Source organism: Nocardia sp. NPDC004718, assembly GCF_053601535.1.
On record NZ_JBSGCA010000014.1, the window covers coordinates 1 to 14,188 of the forward strand.

At 69.2% G+C, this 14,188-nt stretch carries 14 protein-coding genes and 1 tRNA gene; 8 read left to right on the forward strand and 7 right to left on the reverse strand.

Annotated features, from left to right (window positions below; all coding sequences use genetic code 11):
• Window positions 1-134: 134 nt before the first annotated feature.
• A complete protein-coding gene (locus tag ACWEH3_RS12950; protein WP_159843027.1) occupies window positions 135-782 on the reverse strand; it encodes a TetR/AcrR family transcriptional regulator in 648 nt (215 codons plus the stop codon).
• A gap of 181 nt (window positions 783-963) precedes the next feature.
• Complete coding sequence (locus ACWEH3_RS12955) at window positions 964-1,578, reverse strand: TetR/AcrR family transcriptional regulator (RefSeq protein ID WP_450020434.1); 615 nt, start codon at window positions 1,576-1,578, stop codon at window positions 964-966.
• 466 nt (window positions 1,579-2,044) lie between these two features.
• Here ACWEH3_RS12955 and ACWEH3_RS12960 point away from each other — a divergent pair.
• From ACWEH3_RS12960 to ACWEH3_RS12985, 6 genes are all read left to right on the forward strand, one after another.
• Window positions 2,045-2,115: transfer RNA gene (locus ACWEH3_RS12960), tRNA-Gln, on the forward strand.
• 90 nt (window positions 2,116-2,205) lie between these two features.
• Window positions 2,206-3,696 carry a bifunctional UDP-N-acetylglucosamine diphosphorylase/glucosamine-1-phosphate N-acetyltransferase GlmU gene (gene glmU / locus ACWEH3_RS12965; protein WP_450020425.1) on the forward strand — a complete coding sequence of 497 codons (1,491 nt, stop codon included), beginning with the start codon at window positions 2,206-2,208 and terminating at the stop codon, window positions 3,694-3,696.
• A gap of 11 nt (window positions 3,697-3,707) precedes the next feature.
• The gene (locus tag ACWEH3_RS12970) at window positions 3,708-4,673 is read left to right on the forward strand and encodes a ribose-phosphate diphosphokinase (RefSeq protein WP_450020432.1); all 966 of its coding nucleotides are present in this window, start codon (window positions 3,708-3,710) and stop codon (window positions 4,671-4,673) included.
• Between the two features lie 94 nt (window positions 4,674-4,767).
• Window positions 4,768-5,025 (forward strand): hypothetical protein, encoded by a 258-nt coding sequence (locus tag ACWEH3_RS12975; RefSeq protein ID WP_450020423.1) that lies wholly within the window; start codon window positions 4,768-4,770, stop codon window positions 5,023-5,025.
• 100 nt (window positions 5,026-5,125) lie between these two features.
• Window positions 5,126-5,980 carry a hypothetical protein gene (locus ACWEH3_RS12980; RefSeq protein ID WP_450020421.1) on the forward strand — a complete coding sequence of 285 codons (855 nt, stop codon included), beginning with the start codon at window positions 5,126-5,128 and terminating at the stop codon, window positions 5,978-5,980.
• Between the two features lie 50 nt (window positions 5,981-6,030).
• A complete protein-coding gene (locus ACWEH3_RS12985) occupies window positions 6,031-6,678 on the forward strand; it encodes a DUF2461 domain-containing protein (protein ID WP_450020419.1) in 648 nt (215 codons plus the stop codon).
• A gap of 21 nt (window positions 6,679-6,699) precedes the next feature.
• Here ACWEH3_RS12985 and egtD read toward each other — a convergent pair whose 3' ends face one another.
• The 4 genes from egtD to egtA form a co-directional block, all read right to left on the reverse strand.
• The gene (egtD, locus tag ACWEH3_RS12990) at window positions 6,700-7,671 is read right to left on the reverse strand and encodes an L-histidine N(alpha)-methyltransferase (protein WP_450020417.1); all 972 of its coding nucleotides are present in this window, start codon (window positions 7,669-7,671) and stop codon (window positions 6,700-6,702) included.
• Window positions 7,672-7,688: 17 nt separating this feature from the next.
• Complete coding sequence (gene egtC, locus ACWEH3_RS12995; protein WP_450020415.1) at window positions 7,689-8,498, reverse strand: ergothioneine biosynthesis protein EgtC; 810 nt, start codon at window positions 8,496-8,498, stop codon at window positions 7,689-7,691.
• Between the two features lie 87 nt (window positions 8,499-8,585).
• On the reverse strand, window positions 8,586-9,932 hold the full coding sequence (gene egtB / locus ACWEH3_RS13000; protein WP_452358317.1) for an ergothioneine biosynthesis protein EgtB: 1,347 nt from the start codon (window positions 9,930-9,932) through the stop codon (window positions 8,586-8,588).
• Window positions 9,933-10,026: 94 nt separating this feature from the next.
• Entirely contained in the window at window positions 10,027-11,367 is a 1,341-nt protein-coding gene (gene egtA, locus ACWEH3_RS13005) for an ergothioneine biosynthesis glutamate--cysteine ligase EgtA (protein WP_450020411.1), read from the reverse strand.
• A 176-nt stretch (window positions 11,368-11,543) separates the two neighbouring features.
• On the opposite strand from egtA, the gene ACWEH3_RS13010 reads away from it, so the two are divergent.
• A complete protein-coding gene (locus ACWEH3_RS13010; protein WP_450020409.1) occupies window positions 11,544-12,734 on the forward strand; it encodes an aminotransferase class V-fold PLP-dependent enzyme in 1,191 nt (396 codons plus the stop codon).
• Window positions 12,735-12,755: 21 nt separating this feature from the next.
• On the opposite strand, the gene ACWEH3_RS13015 is transcribed toward ACWEH3_RS13010, so the two are convergent.
• A complete protein-coding gene (locus tag ACWEH3_RS13015; RefSeq protein ID WP_450020407.1) occupies window positions 12,756-13,316 on the reverse strand; it encodes a TetR/AcrR family transcriptional regulator in 561 nt (186 codons plus the stop codon).
• A gap of 87 nt (window positions 13,317-13,403) precedes the next feature.
• On the opposite strand from ACWEH3_RS13015, the gene ACWEH3_RS13020 reads away from it, so the two are divergent.
• Window positions 13,404-14,093, forward strand: a complete 690-nt coding sequence (locus ACWEH3_RS13020; protein WP_450020405.1) for a lysophospholipid acyltransferase family protein — start codon at window positions 13,404-13,406, stop codon at window positions 14,091-14,093.
• Window positions 14,094-14,188: the final 95 nt, after the last annotated feature.

Below are 14,188 nucleotides of genomic sequence, written 5' to 3' on the forward strand. Positions count from 1 at the left end.
CCTCGCTTGGGGGGTGCGCGCCCCGGATCTGGTGTGGGGGGCCGCCGTTTACGCGACGAAGGAGCAAGCGGCGGCCGCGCAAACGCGAGCCATAAGAGGGCCGCGAACACGCGGCGCCGCAGGCGCCGCCAACATCACGGCACGTAGCGCCGCAACCGCCTTGCCGCGAATTCCCTGAAGTACGAGAGCTTCTCGGCCGGGACGATAGCCGGGAGCAGGAAGTACCAGGCGCGCTCCATCCGGACCGCCATCTGGTCGATGGATTCGGTGCCGACGGCGATGATGTGCACGCCCGCGGCCATCTCCTGCCACAGCAGGCCGATGACCTCGGCGTCCAGGTCGGCGATCAGGTCACCCTGGGCGATGGCCCGTTCGGCGAGCAGCCGGTAGGTGTCGCCCCAGTTCTTGGCGATGTTGTCGCCTTGGGCGCCGCGGTAGTCGCCGATCTGGTGGGTCAGCTTCAGCATGGCGCCGACCATTGGGTCGTTCATCGATAGATCGGCGACGACGTAGGTGATGCCGATGCACGCCTCCAGCGCGGGCACTCGCGGATCGAAGAAGCCCTGACACGAGCTCGTCAACCGCTCGTTGCCCTGGTCGACCACCGCGCGCGCCAGCTCCTCCTTGGAGCCGAAGTGAAAATACAAGGCGCCCTTGGTCACATTGGACTGCGCGATGATCTCGCTCAGGCTCGCATTCGCATATCCCAAGCGCAGAAAGACATCGGCAGCGCCTGCCAGGACGGAGTCGCGGGTGATCTCCGCGCGCGCTTGCCTAGCCATCAGATCCGCCTGTCATCCCAAAACCAGCCATCCTGAAGTAGACCGACATCCCGAAGTTGACCGACTTACCGCCCGAACAGCACCCAAAGGATGGGTGAACCGTACCACCAGGCGCGCGTCCAGCAGCCAATTCGAGCATTCGGCGAGAGCCGTCGCGCAATTTGCTGGTTAACAATCCGGGTCACTCACCGGCGCCCGCGCGCCATTCCGAACTCAGCCGCGGATCGGCTTCCAGATGGCTCAGCCCGTTCCAGCACAGGTTCACCAAGTGGGCCGCCACAACCTCTTTCGAGGGTTTGCGCTCGTCCAACCACCAGGTGGCGGCGGTGGCGACCTGACCGACGAGCGCCTGCGCGTAGAGGGTGGACAGACTGGTGTCGAACCCGCGCCGTTCGAAATCTCCGGCCAGAATGTGCGCCACCTGATTGGTCGCTTCGTTGAGCAAACTGGAGTACCGGCCCTCGGCGGCCGCGGCGGGCTGATCACGCACCAGAATTCGAAACCCGTCGGTCCGTTCTTCGATATATGTCAGCAGCGCCAGCGCGACCTGTTCGAGCCGGATGCGCGACCGGTTCTGGGTGAGCGAGGAGGTGATCATGTCCAGCAGCATCGACATCTCCCGGTCCACGACGACCGCGTACAACCCCTCTTTGCCGCCGAAGTGTTCGTACACCACGGGTTTGGAGACCTGGGCGCGTTGCGCGATCTCCTCGATGGAGGTCGCGTCGTAACCGCGTTCGGCGAACAGCGCGCGCCCGATCTCGATCAGCTGCTGACGCCGCTGGGTGCCGGTCATCCGTGGCCGGGACACTCGATGCGACTCACCCGAAGACACCCCTGCTCCTCCGCCCTTCCCGCGTTGTTGCCGGTCGTGAGTGCCTCGACGGTTCCCTTCGACCCGACGGTCGCATGCCAGGACGGGACCGCGGGCGAGCCCGGCGATCCACCCTTGCGCGTGCCTGGTCAGCCGTCACATCGGGGCTCCGACGCACGACATCGACATTCGGATACCACTGTCCCAGACCGGTCGGCGGTTCGCTTCTCCGGGGCGAGGGGACGCGGGGCTCCGCTGTGGTCGGTGTCCTATCGCGGTAGTCCGCCCGAGCGCTGCCCGGCCGAGGACAGGAGAGCTCCCGCGCTGGTCCGGCCCGAATACCAGATGCCGCGCGGGGAACAATTCGCGGGGAGGCGGGCGAGTATGCGAGGATTCATCCCGTGCCATGGCACAGCGGCGGGGGTTTCGCCAACCGCCGGTGTGGCAATCCGCCGTGGTGTAATGGCAGCACATCTGATTTTGGTTCAGAGAGTTCAGGTTCGAGTCCTGGCGGCGGAGCTCGAGAGCACGATGACTTATCGTTGGCCCGCACATCGCTGACCAAGCACGACGACGCCCAGCACGAGGACAGGCAGCCGAGGGAGATCCATGCCACAGCAGACCGCCGTCGTCGTTCTCGCAGCCGGTGCCGGGACACGAATGCGGTCGAAGACCCCCAAGGTCCTGCATTCGCTGGCCGGTCGGAGCATGCTCGCGCACGCGCTGCATGCGGCGAACGAGATCGACCCCGCGTACCTCATCACCGTGGTGGGGCACGATCGCGAACAAGTCGGCGCCGCGGTGGCCGCGGTGGCCGACGATCTCGGCCGGGAGATCACCCCGGCGATCCAGGAAGAGCAACTCGGCACGGGCCACGCGGTGCAGTGCGCGCTTGCCGCCCTGCCGGTCGGCTTCACCGGTGACGTGCTGGTCACCTCCGCCGACGTGCCGCTGCTGGACGGGCACACCCTGGCCGCGCTGCTCGATGAGCACCGCAGCTACGCCGAACGCCCCGCGGTCACCGTGCTGACCTTCGTGCCGCCGGACCCGAACGGTTACGGCCGCATCGTCCGCGACGCCGAAGGCCAGCTCGCCGAGATCGTCGAACACGCCGACGCCACCCCGGAACAGGCCGCGATCACCGAGGTCAATTCCGGCGTGTACGCGTTCGACGCCGCGATACTGCGCACCATGATCAGCCGCCTGTCCACCGCGAACGCCCAGCACGAGCTGTACCTGACCGACGTGCTGCGCCTGGCCAGGGAGGCCGGACACCCGGTGCACGGCGCACGCTTGGTCGACGCGGCCAAGGTCACCGGCGTCAACGATCGCGTGCAGCTGGCCTCGGCGGCGCGCACGCTCAACCGCTACATCCTGGAACGCCACATGCGCGCGGGCGTGACGATCATGGATCCCGCCTCGACCTGGGTGGACGCCAGCGTGCGCATCAGCAGGGACGCCGTGATCCTGCCCGGCGTGCAACTGCTCGGCAACACCGTCGTCGGCGAGGACGCCGAGGTCGGCCCGGACAGCACGCTCACCGACGTGGTCGTCGGCGACGGGGCGAAGGTGATCCGTACCCACGGCGAGGGCGCCACCATCGGCCCGAAGGCGACCATCGGCCCGTTCGCCTACTTGCGGCCGGGCACCATCGTGGGCGACACGGGCAAGCTCGGCGCGTTCGTCGAGACCAAGAACGCCTCGATCGGCGCGCACTCGAAGGTCCCGCATCTGACCTACGTCGGCGACGCCACCATCGGCGAGCACAGCAACATCGGTGCGTCGAGCGTCTTCGTCAACTACGACGGCGTGACCAAGCACCACACCGTCGTCGGCTCGCACGTGCGCACCGGCAGCGACACCATGTTCGTCGCGCCGGTGACGGTGGGTGACGGAGCCTACACGGCGGCGGGTACTGTACTGCGCAGAAACGTTCCGCCCGGAGCTCTCGCGGTGTCCGGTGGACCGCAGAAGAACATCGAGGGCTGGGTGCAGCGACACCGTCCAGGGACGGACGCGGCCCGCGCGGCGGCGGAAGCCATCGCGGCCAAGGAGATGTCGGGTCAGGCAATAGAGCAAAAGGATGGCAAACAGCAGTGACCGCGTCATGGATGGACAACCAGAAGAACCTGATGCTCTTCTCGGGACGCGCTCATCCTGAGCTGTCCGAGCAGGTCGCCAAGGAGCTCGACGTCCACGTCACGCCGCAGGTGGCACGGGACTTCGCCAACGGCGAGATCTTCGTCCGGTTCGAGGAGTCGGTGCGCGGCTCCGACGCCTTCGTCCTGCAGAGCTTCCCCGCGCCGCTGAACCAGTGGCTGATGGAGCAGCTCATCATGATCGACGCGCTCAAGCGCGGCTCGGCCAAGCGGATTACCGCGGTGCTGCCCTTCTACCCGTACGCCCGCCAGGACAAGAAGCACCGCGGCCGTGAGCCCATCTCGGCCCGTCTGGTCGCCGACCTGCTGAAGACCGCGGGCGCGAACCGGATCATCACCGTCGACCTGCACACCGACCAGATCCAGGGCTTCTTCGACGGCCCGGTCGACCACATGCACGCGCAGGTGCAGCTGGCGGAGTACGTCCGCACCAACTACAGCCTCGAGCACATCACCGTCGTCTCCCCCGACTCCGGCCGTGTGCGCGTCGCCGAGAAGTGGGCCGACTCGCTGGGCGGCTCGCCGCTGGCGTTCATCCACAAGACCCGCGACCCGCTGGTGCCCAACCAGGTGAAGTCCAACCGCGTGGTCGGCGAGGTCGAGGGCCGCACCTGCATCCTGATCGACGACATGATCGACACCGGCGGCACCATCGCGGGCGCGGTCAGGGTGCTCAAGGACGCGGGCGCCGGTGACGTGGTCATCGCCGCGACCCACGGCGTGCTGAGCGAGCCCGCCGCCGAGCGCCTCGCCAACTGCGGCGCCAAGGAGGTCGTGGTGACCAACACCCTGCCGCTGACCGAGGATAAGAAGTTCCCCCAGCTGACCGTGCTGTCCATCGCGCCACTGCTGGCCCGCACGATCCGCGAGGTCTTCGAAAACGGCTCCGTGACCGGACTTTTCAACGGAAACGCATAGAGCCCTTACCGCGAGAACGGCGGCTCGGACTACGGTCCGGGCCGCCGTTTTCGTGTCCGTGTTAGCCGCGGCGATCAATGGGGATACTGAGGGTATGGACCGTGATCCGTTGGAGACCGAAATGGGGGACGACGACCAGGAGGACGAGATCCGCGAGTATCAGCGCAACATCGAGGATCCGCCCGACGAACTGCGCATCCGTTACCACGAGGACGAGGACGACGGCAGGCTCGGCATCGACGACGAGCTCGACCAGGAGTGGACGACCCGCGACACCCTCGCCGAGGACGAGGAGGACGACCGGTCCGCCGAGGTGGCCGCGATCGGGATCATCGACGACGAGGATCTCTGAACCTGCTCCGTTCCCGACGCGCCTGTAGCAATCGGCTATGACGACACGCTCACCGTGGTAGGCATAGGTTGCGTGACCGGGACGACACGAGGAGGGTGCGATGAGCACGCCGAAGGATCCGGACCACACCGACGACCAGCAGCGGCCGCCGGAGTCACCGTCGTCGAAGCCGACCGGGGAGACCTCCGGTGACGAGCCTGCCCAGCCATCGACCGGCTCCGCCCCGGCACAGACGCCCGGTGGACGACCCACCGAGCATGATCCCGCCGCCGCGCGACCGCCGGAGCCCGAGCCGGGTCCGGCCGATCAATGGTGGCAGTCGAGCGGCCCGCCGCCCGCGGGAGCGCTGGGCGGCCAGTGGGGCGCCGAGCCCAGCGGCCAGCCCGCCGAACCCCGGCCATGGGGCGCCAACGGCGGGGGTGAGCAGCAGTCCTGGGGCGCCGAACCCGCCGCGCCAGGGGCTCCCTCGCCGGCTTCCGGGCCACAGCCTCCCGGCGAAACGACGCAGCGGTTCACGCCGGACGAGCACACGCAGTACGGTCCGGGCGGGCAACCGCCTTATCCGCCGAGCGGGCAGCCCGGTGACTATCAGCAGCCGTATCCGCCGACCGGGCAGCCTCAGTACCCGCCCGGCGGTGGGCATGGCTATCCACCGTCCGGACCGCAGCAGCCGCAGTACGGCTACCCGTCCTATCCGCAGCAGGGGTACGAGCCCTATGCCACCCCGCCGAAGCAGCCGACCAGCCAGGTGTACTCGATCATCGGCTTCGTCTGCGCGATAACCGCGGTGCTGTTCTGCCCGATCTTGTTCGGCCCGGCCGGGATAATCCTGGGCATCATCGGGCGCAACAAGGGCGAATCGCTCGGCAAATGGGCAGCGATCGCGGCGGCCGTCGGGATGGTGATCGGCCTCATCGTGGGATTCGCCGTGTTCGGCGGAGACATCACGACGTAGATTTTCGGTATGCGTCTATCGGGTGACATCAGCGCGGCGGGTGTGTGGGCATGACCGGATTCGCGGGTTTCCCGCTCGCCGGGCTGGACTTCTACGAAGACCTGGAGGCCGACAACTCCAAGACGTTCTGGACCGCGCACAAGAAGATCTATGACGAGTCGGTGCTCGCACCCATGAAGGCGCTGGTGGCCGATTTGGAGCCGGATTTCGGGACCGCGAAAATCTTCCGGCCCTACCGCGACGTGCGGTTCGCCAAGGACAAGTCGCCGTACAAGACCGCCCAGGGCGCCGTGGTGCGCGCCGCGGCGGGCGTCGGCTGGTACGTCCAGATCAACGCCGGGGGTCTGTTCGTGGGTGGCGGTTTCTACCAGGGCTCGTCCGAGCAACTCGCGCAGTTGCGCGCCACCATCGATGACGAGGTGCGCGGACCGGAACTGGTGGTGATCCTCGCGAAACTCACCGACGGGGGCTTCACCATCGGCGGCGAGAAGCTGAAGACCAAACCCAAGGGCTACGACGCCGACCACCCGCGCATCGACCTGCTGCGGCACAAGTCGATCACGTGCGGCCGGGAATTCGGCGCGCCCGCCTGGCTGGACACGCCGCGCACGGCGAAGGAAGTCCGCGCCGCCTGGGAGACGATGCGGCCGCTGGTCGAGTGGCTCGGGGCGGTGGTCGGCGGCGCCCCGTCGTGGTGAGCGCCGCCGATCGACACGTGGTCAGCGCCGCCCGGCGAGCAGCAGCGCGAAACGATCGTCCGGATCGGTCCACACGTGTCCGGTGGCGAAGCCCGCGGCGGTGAGTTCGGCTTCGAGACTCTCTACGCGGAACTTGGCGGAGATCTCGGTGCGCATCTGTTCGCCGCGGCCGAAGCGCACGGTGAGGTCGAGATCGCCGACCGCGACGGTCATGTCCTCGCTCGCCTCCAGCCGCATCTCGATCCACTCCCGTTCGGCGTCCCAGACCGCGACGTGCCGGAATTTCTCCGGCGCGAAGTCGGCGCGCAAGCGAGAGTTCAGCACGTGCAGGACGTTCCGGTTGAACTCGGCGGTGACGCCGGCCGCGTCGTCGTAGGCGGGAACGAGTACCGCCGGGTCGGTGACCAGCCCGGCCCCGAGCAGCAGTTGCTCCCCCGGCTCGAGCAAGTCGTGGATCCTGGCGAGGAACTCCGCCCGTTCCGCGGGGACGAGGTTGCCGATGGTGCCGCCGAGGAATGCGATCATCCGGCGTCCGCCGCGGGGGAGGTTGGCCAGCGTGTCGGTGAAGTCGCTGACCACACCGTGCACGGCGAGCCCAGGGAACTCGACCGCGACCTCGTCGGCGGCCGCCCGCAGCGCTGCCGAGGAAACATCTTGCGGTACGTACGTCTTCAACGGCCCGCGCGCGCTCAGAGCGGTGAGCAGCAGGCGCGTCTTCGCCGCCGATCCGGCGCCCAGTTCGACCAGTACCTCCGCTTGGGCGGCGTCGGCGATCTCGTCGACCACCCCTTCGAGCAGCGCGCGCTCGGTGCGTGTCGGATAGTACTCGGGCAGCTCGGTGATCCGCTCGAACAGCTCGCTGCCCTTGGCGTCGTAGAACCATTTGGGCGGCAACCATTTCGGGTTCGCGGTCAGGCCACGCCTGGCGTCCGAGCGGAGCGCGGCGTTCAGGTCGTCTTCGGTCAGGTGGATGTCCAGCGTGACTGCGGTCATGGCACCGGCCTTTCGGGTCAGAGGAGGGGGTCGACGGACAGCGCGCCGGGCCTGGCGCTCACCAGGCTGCGGTCCGGGATCGACTGCCAGCGGGGGTCGTCGTCGAACGGTTCGGAGGACACAAGTGCGAAATCGTCGGTGACCAGCACCGACAACGAGTGGTGGCAGGTGGTCGCCCACAGTTGCGCACCGTCGGAGAGCAGGAGGTTCAGGCGTGCTTCCGGCGCCCGGTCGAGGATCGCGGAGACGAGCAGCCGCAGTGCCGCCGGAGCCGCCGACCACTCGCCGTCCGGTGCGCCGGTCGACAGCAGATCGCACAGCAGCACCCATAGCGTCGCCGCGTCGGTGGCGGATTCGGCCTCCAGCAGCCGCGCCGGAGAGAACAGGTCCTCGGCGCCGAGTTCGGCCGCGACGACCGCGAACTCGGCCGCCACGCCGGTCAGGGTGCGGCGCCAGTCCGGCACCACGCCGTTGTGGCTGAACGCCCAGCGGTCGCGGGTGAACGGCGCGCACGCGGACCGTTCGACCGGCATGCCGACCGTCGCCGAGCGCACCGCCCCGAGCACCGCGGCGGACTCCAGTTGCGGCAGCACCTCGTCTACGGCCGGGTCGGTCCAGATCGGCTCGGCGTTGCGGTAACGGCTGGCGGTGACCGTGTCGTCCGGCGTGACGCTCCACCAGGCGACGCCGAAACCGTCGGCGTTGATGGTGCCGCCGTGACGCATGTCGCGCGGCGCCCACGCCTGGGTGCGCAGCGAATGGGAGCCGAGGGTCAACATGTCGCCCACCCGCACCGGCGGGCCGACGTAACCCAGGTGTCTACACATCCGCACCCGCCGGGGCCGCCGTCGCCGGGCGCGGGCCGCTCACCGCGGGACCGCGGCCGCACCATCGCCCGGCACGACGGGCGTCGCTCACTCCCCTTCTCCGGGCCGCAGATCCCGCGCGAGGCGGAACCCGGCGAAGATCTGGCGACGGATGGGATGGTCCCAGTTGCGGAAGGTGCCGCGGCAGGCCACCGGATCGGTGCCGAAGGAACCTCCGCGCAGCACACGGTAGTCACCGCCGAAGAACACCTCGGAGTACTCCCGGTACGGGAACGCCCGGAACCCCGGGTACGCCTCGAAACCCGAAGCGGTCCATTCCCACACGTCCCCGATCAACTGGTGCACGCCCGCGGGGGACGCGCCGGCCGGATACGCGCCCACCTCGGCGGGTTCCAGATGCCGCTGCCCGAGGTTCGCGGTGGCGACGTCGGGATCGGCGTCGCCCCAGGGGAATCGGCGCGACGCCCCGGTGGCCGGATCGAATCGGGCCGCCTTCTCCCATTCCGCTTCGGTGGGCAGGCGCTTGCCCGCCCAGTTCGCGTAGGCCTCGGCCTCGAACCAGCACACGTGCACGACCGGCTGTCGCGGCCGCAGCGGGGTCATCACGCCGAACACCCGCCGCCACCAATGCCCGGACGGATCACGCTCCCAGAACTGCGGCGCGACCAGGCCCGCCTCGACGCGATGCGCCCAGCCGCGCTCGGACCAGAGTTCGGGGCGTTCGTAGCCGCCGTCGTCGACGAAGGCCAGGTACTGCTCATTGGTGACCGGCGCGGCGTCGATCGCGAAACCGGCCACTCGTACCGGATGGGCGGGGCGCTCGTTGTCCAGCGCCCACGGGTCGGTCGAGGTGCCCATGAGGAATTCCCCGGCGGGGATGACGACTTCCGCGCCCACCGCCGCCGTCGCGGCCGGGGCGTCCGCCGCCGAGAGCACGGCGGCGCCGGTACGCAACTGGTGGGTGGCCAGCATGGTCTCGTCGTGCTGTTGCTCGTGCTGGGCGATCATGCCGAAGGCGAATCCGTCGTCGATCAGCGGACGGCCGCGCAGATCGCTGCGCTCCAGCACGTCCAACACCTTGTCGCGTACGGTGCCGACATAGTCGCGCGCCTGGGCGGGATCGAGCAGCGGCAGTGTGGGCCGGTTCGCGCGGGCGTGTTTGAAGGCGTCGTAGAGTTCATCGATGTCGGCGCGCACCGGGTCGCGGCCGCCGACGTCGCGCACGAGCCAGAGTTCTTCCTGATTGCCGATGTGCGCCAGATCCCAGACCAGCGGGCTCATCAGCCGGGAATGCTGGGCCACGAGTTCGGCTTCGTCGACGCAGTCGGTGAGCGTGTGGGTGCGCCGGCGGGCGCGCGTGAGAACGTCGGCGATCCGGTCCCTGAGCTGTTCGGTGCCGAAGTTGTCGGCCGGGGCGGGTTGGAAAATGGTCACGAAAAACATCTCCGGGATTCATGGGGGTCGGTGGCGGCGATTCGGCTGGCGGCGGCCCGGTGGGCCTGCGTGGCGCCAGGGCAGCGCGGCTGGTTCACGTGGCGACTCCCGGAAGCTGCGGGCTCTGGGCGTGCTCGATGTCGTCCTCGGTCGGGGTGCGACCGCGGTGACATCGTTCGGCGGCGGACTCGACGGCGCGGGCCGCCTCGTCGGTCGCGGTGTGCTCGGCCGCGAGGCGCAGCAGGGCGACAGCGCCCGCCCGGATGTCCGGATCGGCCAATCCGTAGCGGGCGGCATCGACCCAGCGGCCTGCCAGCGGCGCCGCGATCGAGCTCGCCTCCGCGACCACCGACGGGCTGGACATGAGCGCGTCGAACACGTACACGGGAACGGTCCACGCGTCACCGGGCTGCGCGTCGATGTAGCGGACCTCCAAGTGGCCGGACGCGCGTACCGGCGGGAACAGCGTGGTGAGGTGATAGTCCAGATCGCCGGTGTCGGGGCGGCGGCCCACCTCGTCGTCCAGCGCGCCGGACAGCCAGTCGGCGAAGGTGGCCCCTGGCGGCGCGGACCATCCGTCGGCGTCGCCGCATTCCGCCGCACCGTCGGGTCGGCGCACGCACAGCAGCGGCACGTCCAGCGCCCATCTGCCGTAGGCGGCCACCGGGTCGGTCCAGTCCAGCACCGGCGGACGGGTGCGCGTGTTGTCCAGCCGCAGCCAGGCCCGCATGCGCTGAGAGGCCCACGCTCCGGGCGGCGCGCCACGCAGGACGGGTGAACAGGCGAAAGCGGCCAGTAGGGCCGGGCCGACGGCATACAGGGCGGTCCACCGCGCGGTGACGTCCGCACGGTCGGCGCCCGCGTCGACGCTGACCTGGGCGGCCGCGGTGTTGCACATCATCAGCTTGCCGAACGGCCCGATGCCGCCGAAGGAGCGCTCCATCGCGCGATAGCGCGGCAGCTGAAGCAAGCGTTTGGGACGGCGGTCCGCGTCGGCGGCGACGGAAACAGGGCGGATGGACCGGGATTCGAGAAGTTCCCGCAAAAGGCGGGCATCATCGCGCAGTCGATCACACAGCTGCGCGGCAGCTTCGTAGGGAGCGCTGGAGAGTTCGATCTGACCACCGGGTTCGAGAGTGACCCGGCTGCCCCCCGGCAGCGCGAGCGCCGGCGAATCAGGGGCGATGGACCGTGGTGCGTACGGTCCGAGAGCGTCCGCCAAGGCGGACAGCTGGGGGCGCGGAGCGGCCGAAGGTCCGGACGCCGAACACTCACCCTGCACCGTGAGCCATTCGAGTTCGGCGCCGATCAGCGTGGGTGGTCCGAGCTTGAAGCACACCCCGCCGATATAGGCCTCCGCCGCCGCGCGGGAGGAAAGTTCTCCCTGCTCGGTGGCACAACCGGCCGACTCAGGACTCTCGAGCGTGACCGCCATGCCAACCTCCAGTGGGCGTCGGGACGTTGTCCGCTGTTCTTCGGTTATCGCCATTCGGCCCGGTGATATTCCACTCACGGGCCGAAATTCGCGTGCGGCGATCCATCCAGCGTAGCCACGCGGACCGACAAGAAACCGACATGAAGCCGAACAATCGACCCGATAAGGTCGGCTCCATGCTGGATGACGTTCGCGTACGAGCCGACACTCCCGGATGCGTGTCCGGGCCGGAACCCGGACCCGTTTTCCTCGACAGCGCCGGGTCGTCGCTACCGCCGCGAGTCGTCACCGACACCGTCGTCGCGCATCTGCTGCGGGAAGCGGAGATCGGAGGTTATCGCGCCGCGAACGAGCGGCTCGACGATCTCGCCGACGTCAAGACCGCCATCGGCGCGTTGATCAACGCCGAACCCGAGAGCATCGCGCTCAGCGACAGCGCCACCCGATCCTGGGCGGACTTCTTCTACTCGGTCCCGCTCGCGGCGGGCGACCGCATCCTGATCTCCGAGGCGGACTACGCCAGCAATGCCATCGCCGCCTTGCAGCGAGCCCGCGCCACGGGCGCCACGGTGGAGCGGATCCCGAGCGACGGCAGCGGGCAGATCGACCTCGACGCGCTCACCGCGCTGGTCGACGAACGGGTCAAGCTGGTTTCGATCCTGCACGCGCCGACCAACGGCGGGTTGGTGAACCCGGCCGCGGAGGCGACCAGGATCGCGCACTCGGTCGGCGCGCTGGTGCTGCTGGACGCCTGTCAGTCCGCCGGGCAGCTGCCCTTGGACGTGGCCGAACTCGGCGTCGACGCCTTGTCGGCCACCGGACGCAAGTGGCTGCGCGGCCCGCGCGGCACCGGATTTCTGTATCTGCGCCCGGAGTTGGCGCGCTCCATGGAACCAGGACGGCTCGACCTGCACAGCGCGGAATGGACCGGCCCGCACGACTACCGGCTCGCGCCCGACGCAGGCCGCTTCGAGTTCTGGGAGTGCGACGTCGCGGGCCGCCTCGGCCTGGGCGCCGCCGTGCGCTATCTGCTCGAACTGGGCCCGGAGAACGTCTACGCCGCGATCGCGGCCCGCGCCGAGCACCTGCGCAAGGCGCTGCCGGAGATTCCCGGCGTCACCGTGCGCGATCTCGGCATCCGGCACAGCGGCATCGTGTCGTTCACCGTCGACGGCGTCGAGTCCGTCGAGGTGCGCGACCGGCTGCTGGCGCAGGACATCACCGTCACGGTCAGCCACGCGGGCTCGACCCTGCTGGACATGACCGGCCGCGGCCTGGCCTCCGTCGTGCGCGCTTCGCCGCACTGCTTCGTCGGTTTCGACGAGCTCGATCGCTTCGTCGCCGCGGTGGCCCAGCTGCGCGCCTGAGCCGCGAGCGCCACGGAACGGTCAGGCCAGGTGCACGGCCAGTGCCCTGGCCACCAGAGCCGCCGCGTCCGCTCCCGGGTCGACCAGGCGCAGGCTTCGATTGGCCTGGGTGGTGGCGATGCCGTGCACATTGGTCCACAGGGCGATCGCACGGTGGCGCGGGTCGATCGCGCCCGATTCCGCCGCCGCGCCGACCAGCTCGGCGAACCGCGCGAACAGCGGCAGGCTGACCGACCGCAGATTCTCGCCGGAGCCTTCGAGCAGGTCGTGCCGGAACATCAGGGTGAACATCTCCGGCCGCCGCGCGGCGAAGTCGATGTACTCGGCGCTCATCCGGGTGAGACGATCGCGCGCGGCCCCGGCGTCCACCGCGGCGAACCGGTCCGCGAGGTCGGCGAAACCCCGCGCCGCGATGGCGGCGAGCAGTGCGCGGTGGGTCGGGAAGTACCGCCGCGGCGCACCGTGCGAGACGCCCGCGGCCCGGGTGATGACCCGCAATCCCAGTCCCGCGGCGCCGACCTCTTCGAGCAGATCGACACCGGCGTCGACCAGTCGATCTCGTAGCGACTCGCTCTCGGCCATGCGGACATTGTCTACGCCTGTAGCCGTGTGCCCGCACACCGGGGGTAGACACTGTCTACGAGATGGGGTAGACAGTGTCTACGCTCAATGCCCCGGGAGGTCTACGGGTGGTCCCCGCTGTTCAAGTACGTCCTGCTCGGTCCGCTGCTGCGACTGCTGGGCAGGCCGACGGTCGAAGGACTGGACAATATTCCGCGAACCGGACCGGTGATCATCGCGGCCAATCATCTCGCGGTGATCGACTCCCTCTACCTCGCGCTGGTCGTGCCACGGCGCGTGACGTTCCTGGCGAAGCAGGAGTACTTCACCGGAAAAGGCGTGCGCGGCCGGATCAACCGCTGGTTCTACTCGGTCTCCGGACAGGTGCCGGTCGATCGGACCGGCGGTGACGCGGCCGCCGCGGCGCTGGCCGCCGCCACCCGCATCCTGACGGACGGCGGAGCCTGGGCGATCCATCCCGAAGGCACCCGTTCCCCTGACGGCCGGATCTATCGCGGACGCACCGGCACCTTGCGGGTCGCCATGGCCACCGGCGCGCCGGTCGTTCCGGTGACCCTCTTCGGCACCGATCGGGTGAACCCGCGCGGCAGCCGTCTGCTGCGTTTCGGCAAGGTGCGTATCGCGTTCGCCGCGCCGCGTCGCTATCCGCCCGCCGAGCAGCGCCAGACGGTGCGCGCGGCGACCGACGAGTTGATGCGCGAACTGGCCGCCCGCTCCGGCCGGTGCTACGTCGATCGTTACGCCGCAACCTTTCCAGCCGCTGTTTCGCGCCCCTGACCTGCGCCCCTGGAAATGGGGTTAACGCTGGGCCACTATGGCGTGATAGTCGGGGGAGGCCGGTTCCCGGCAACGGTTGGTGATGGAGGAGTTGG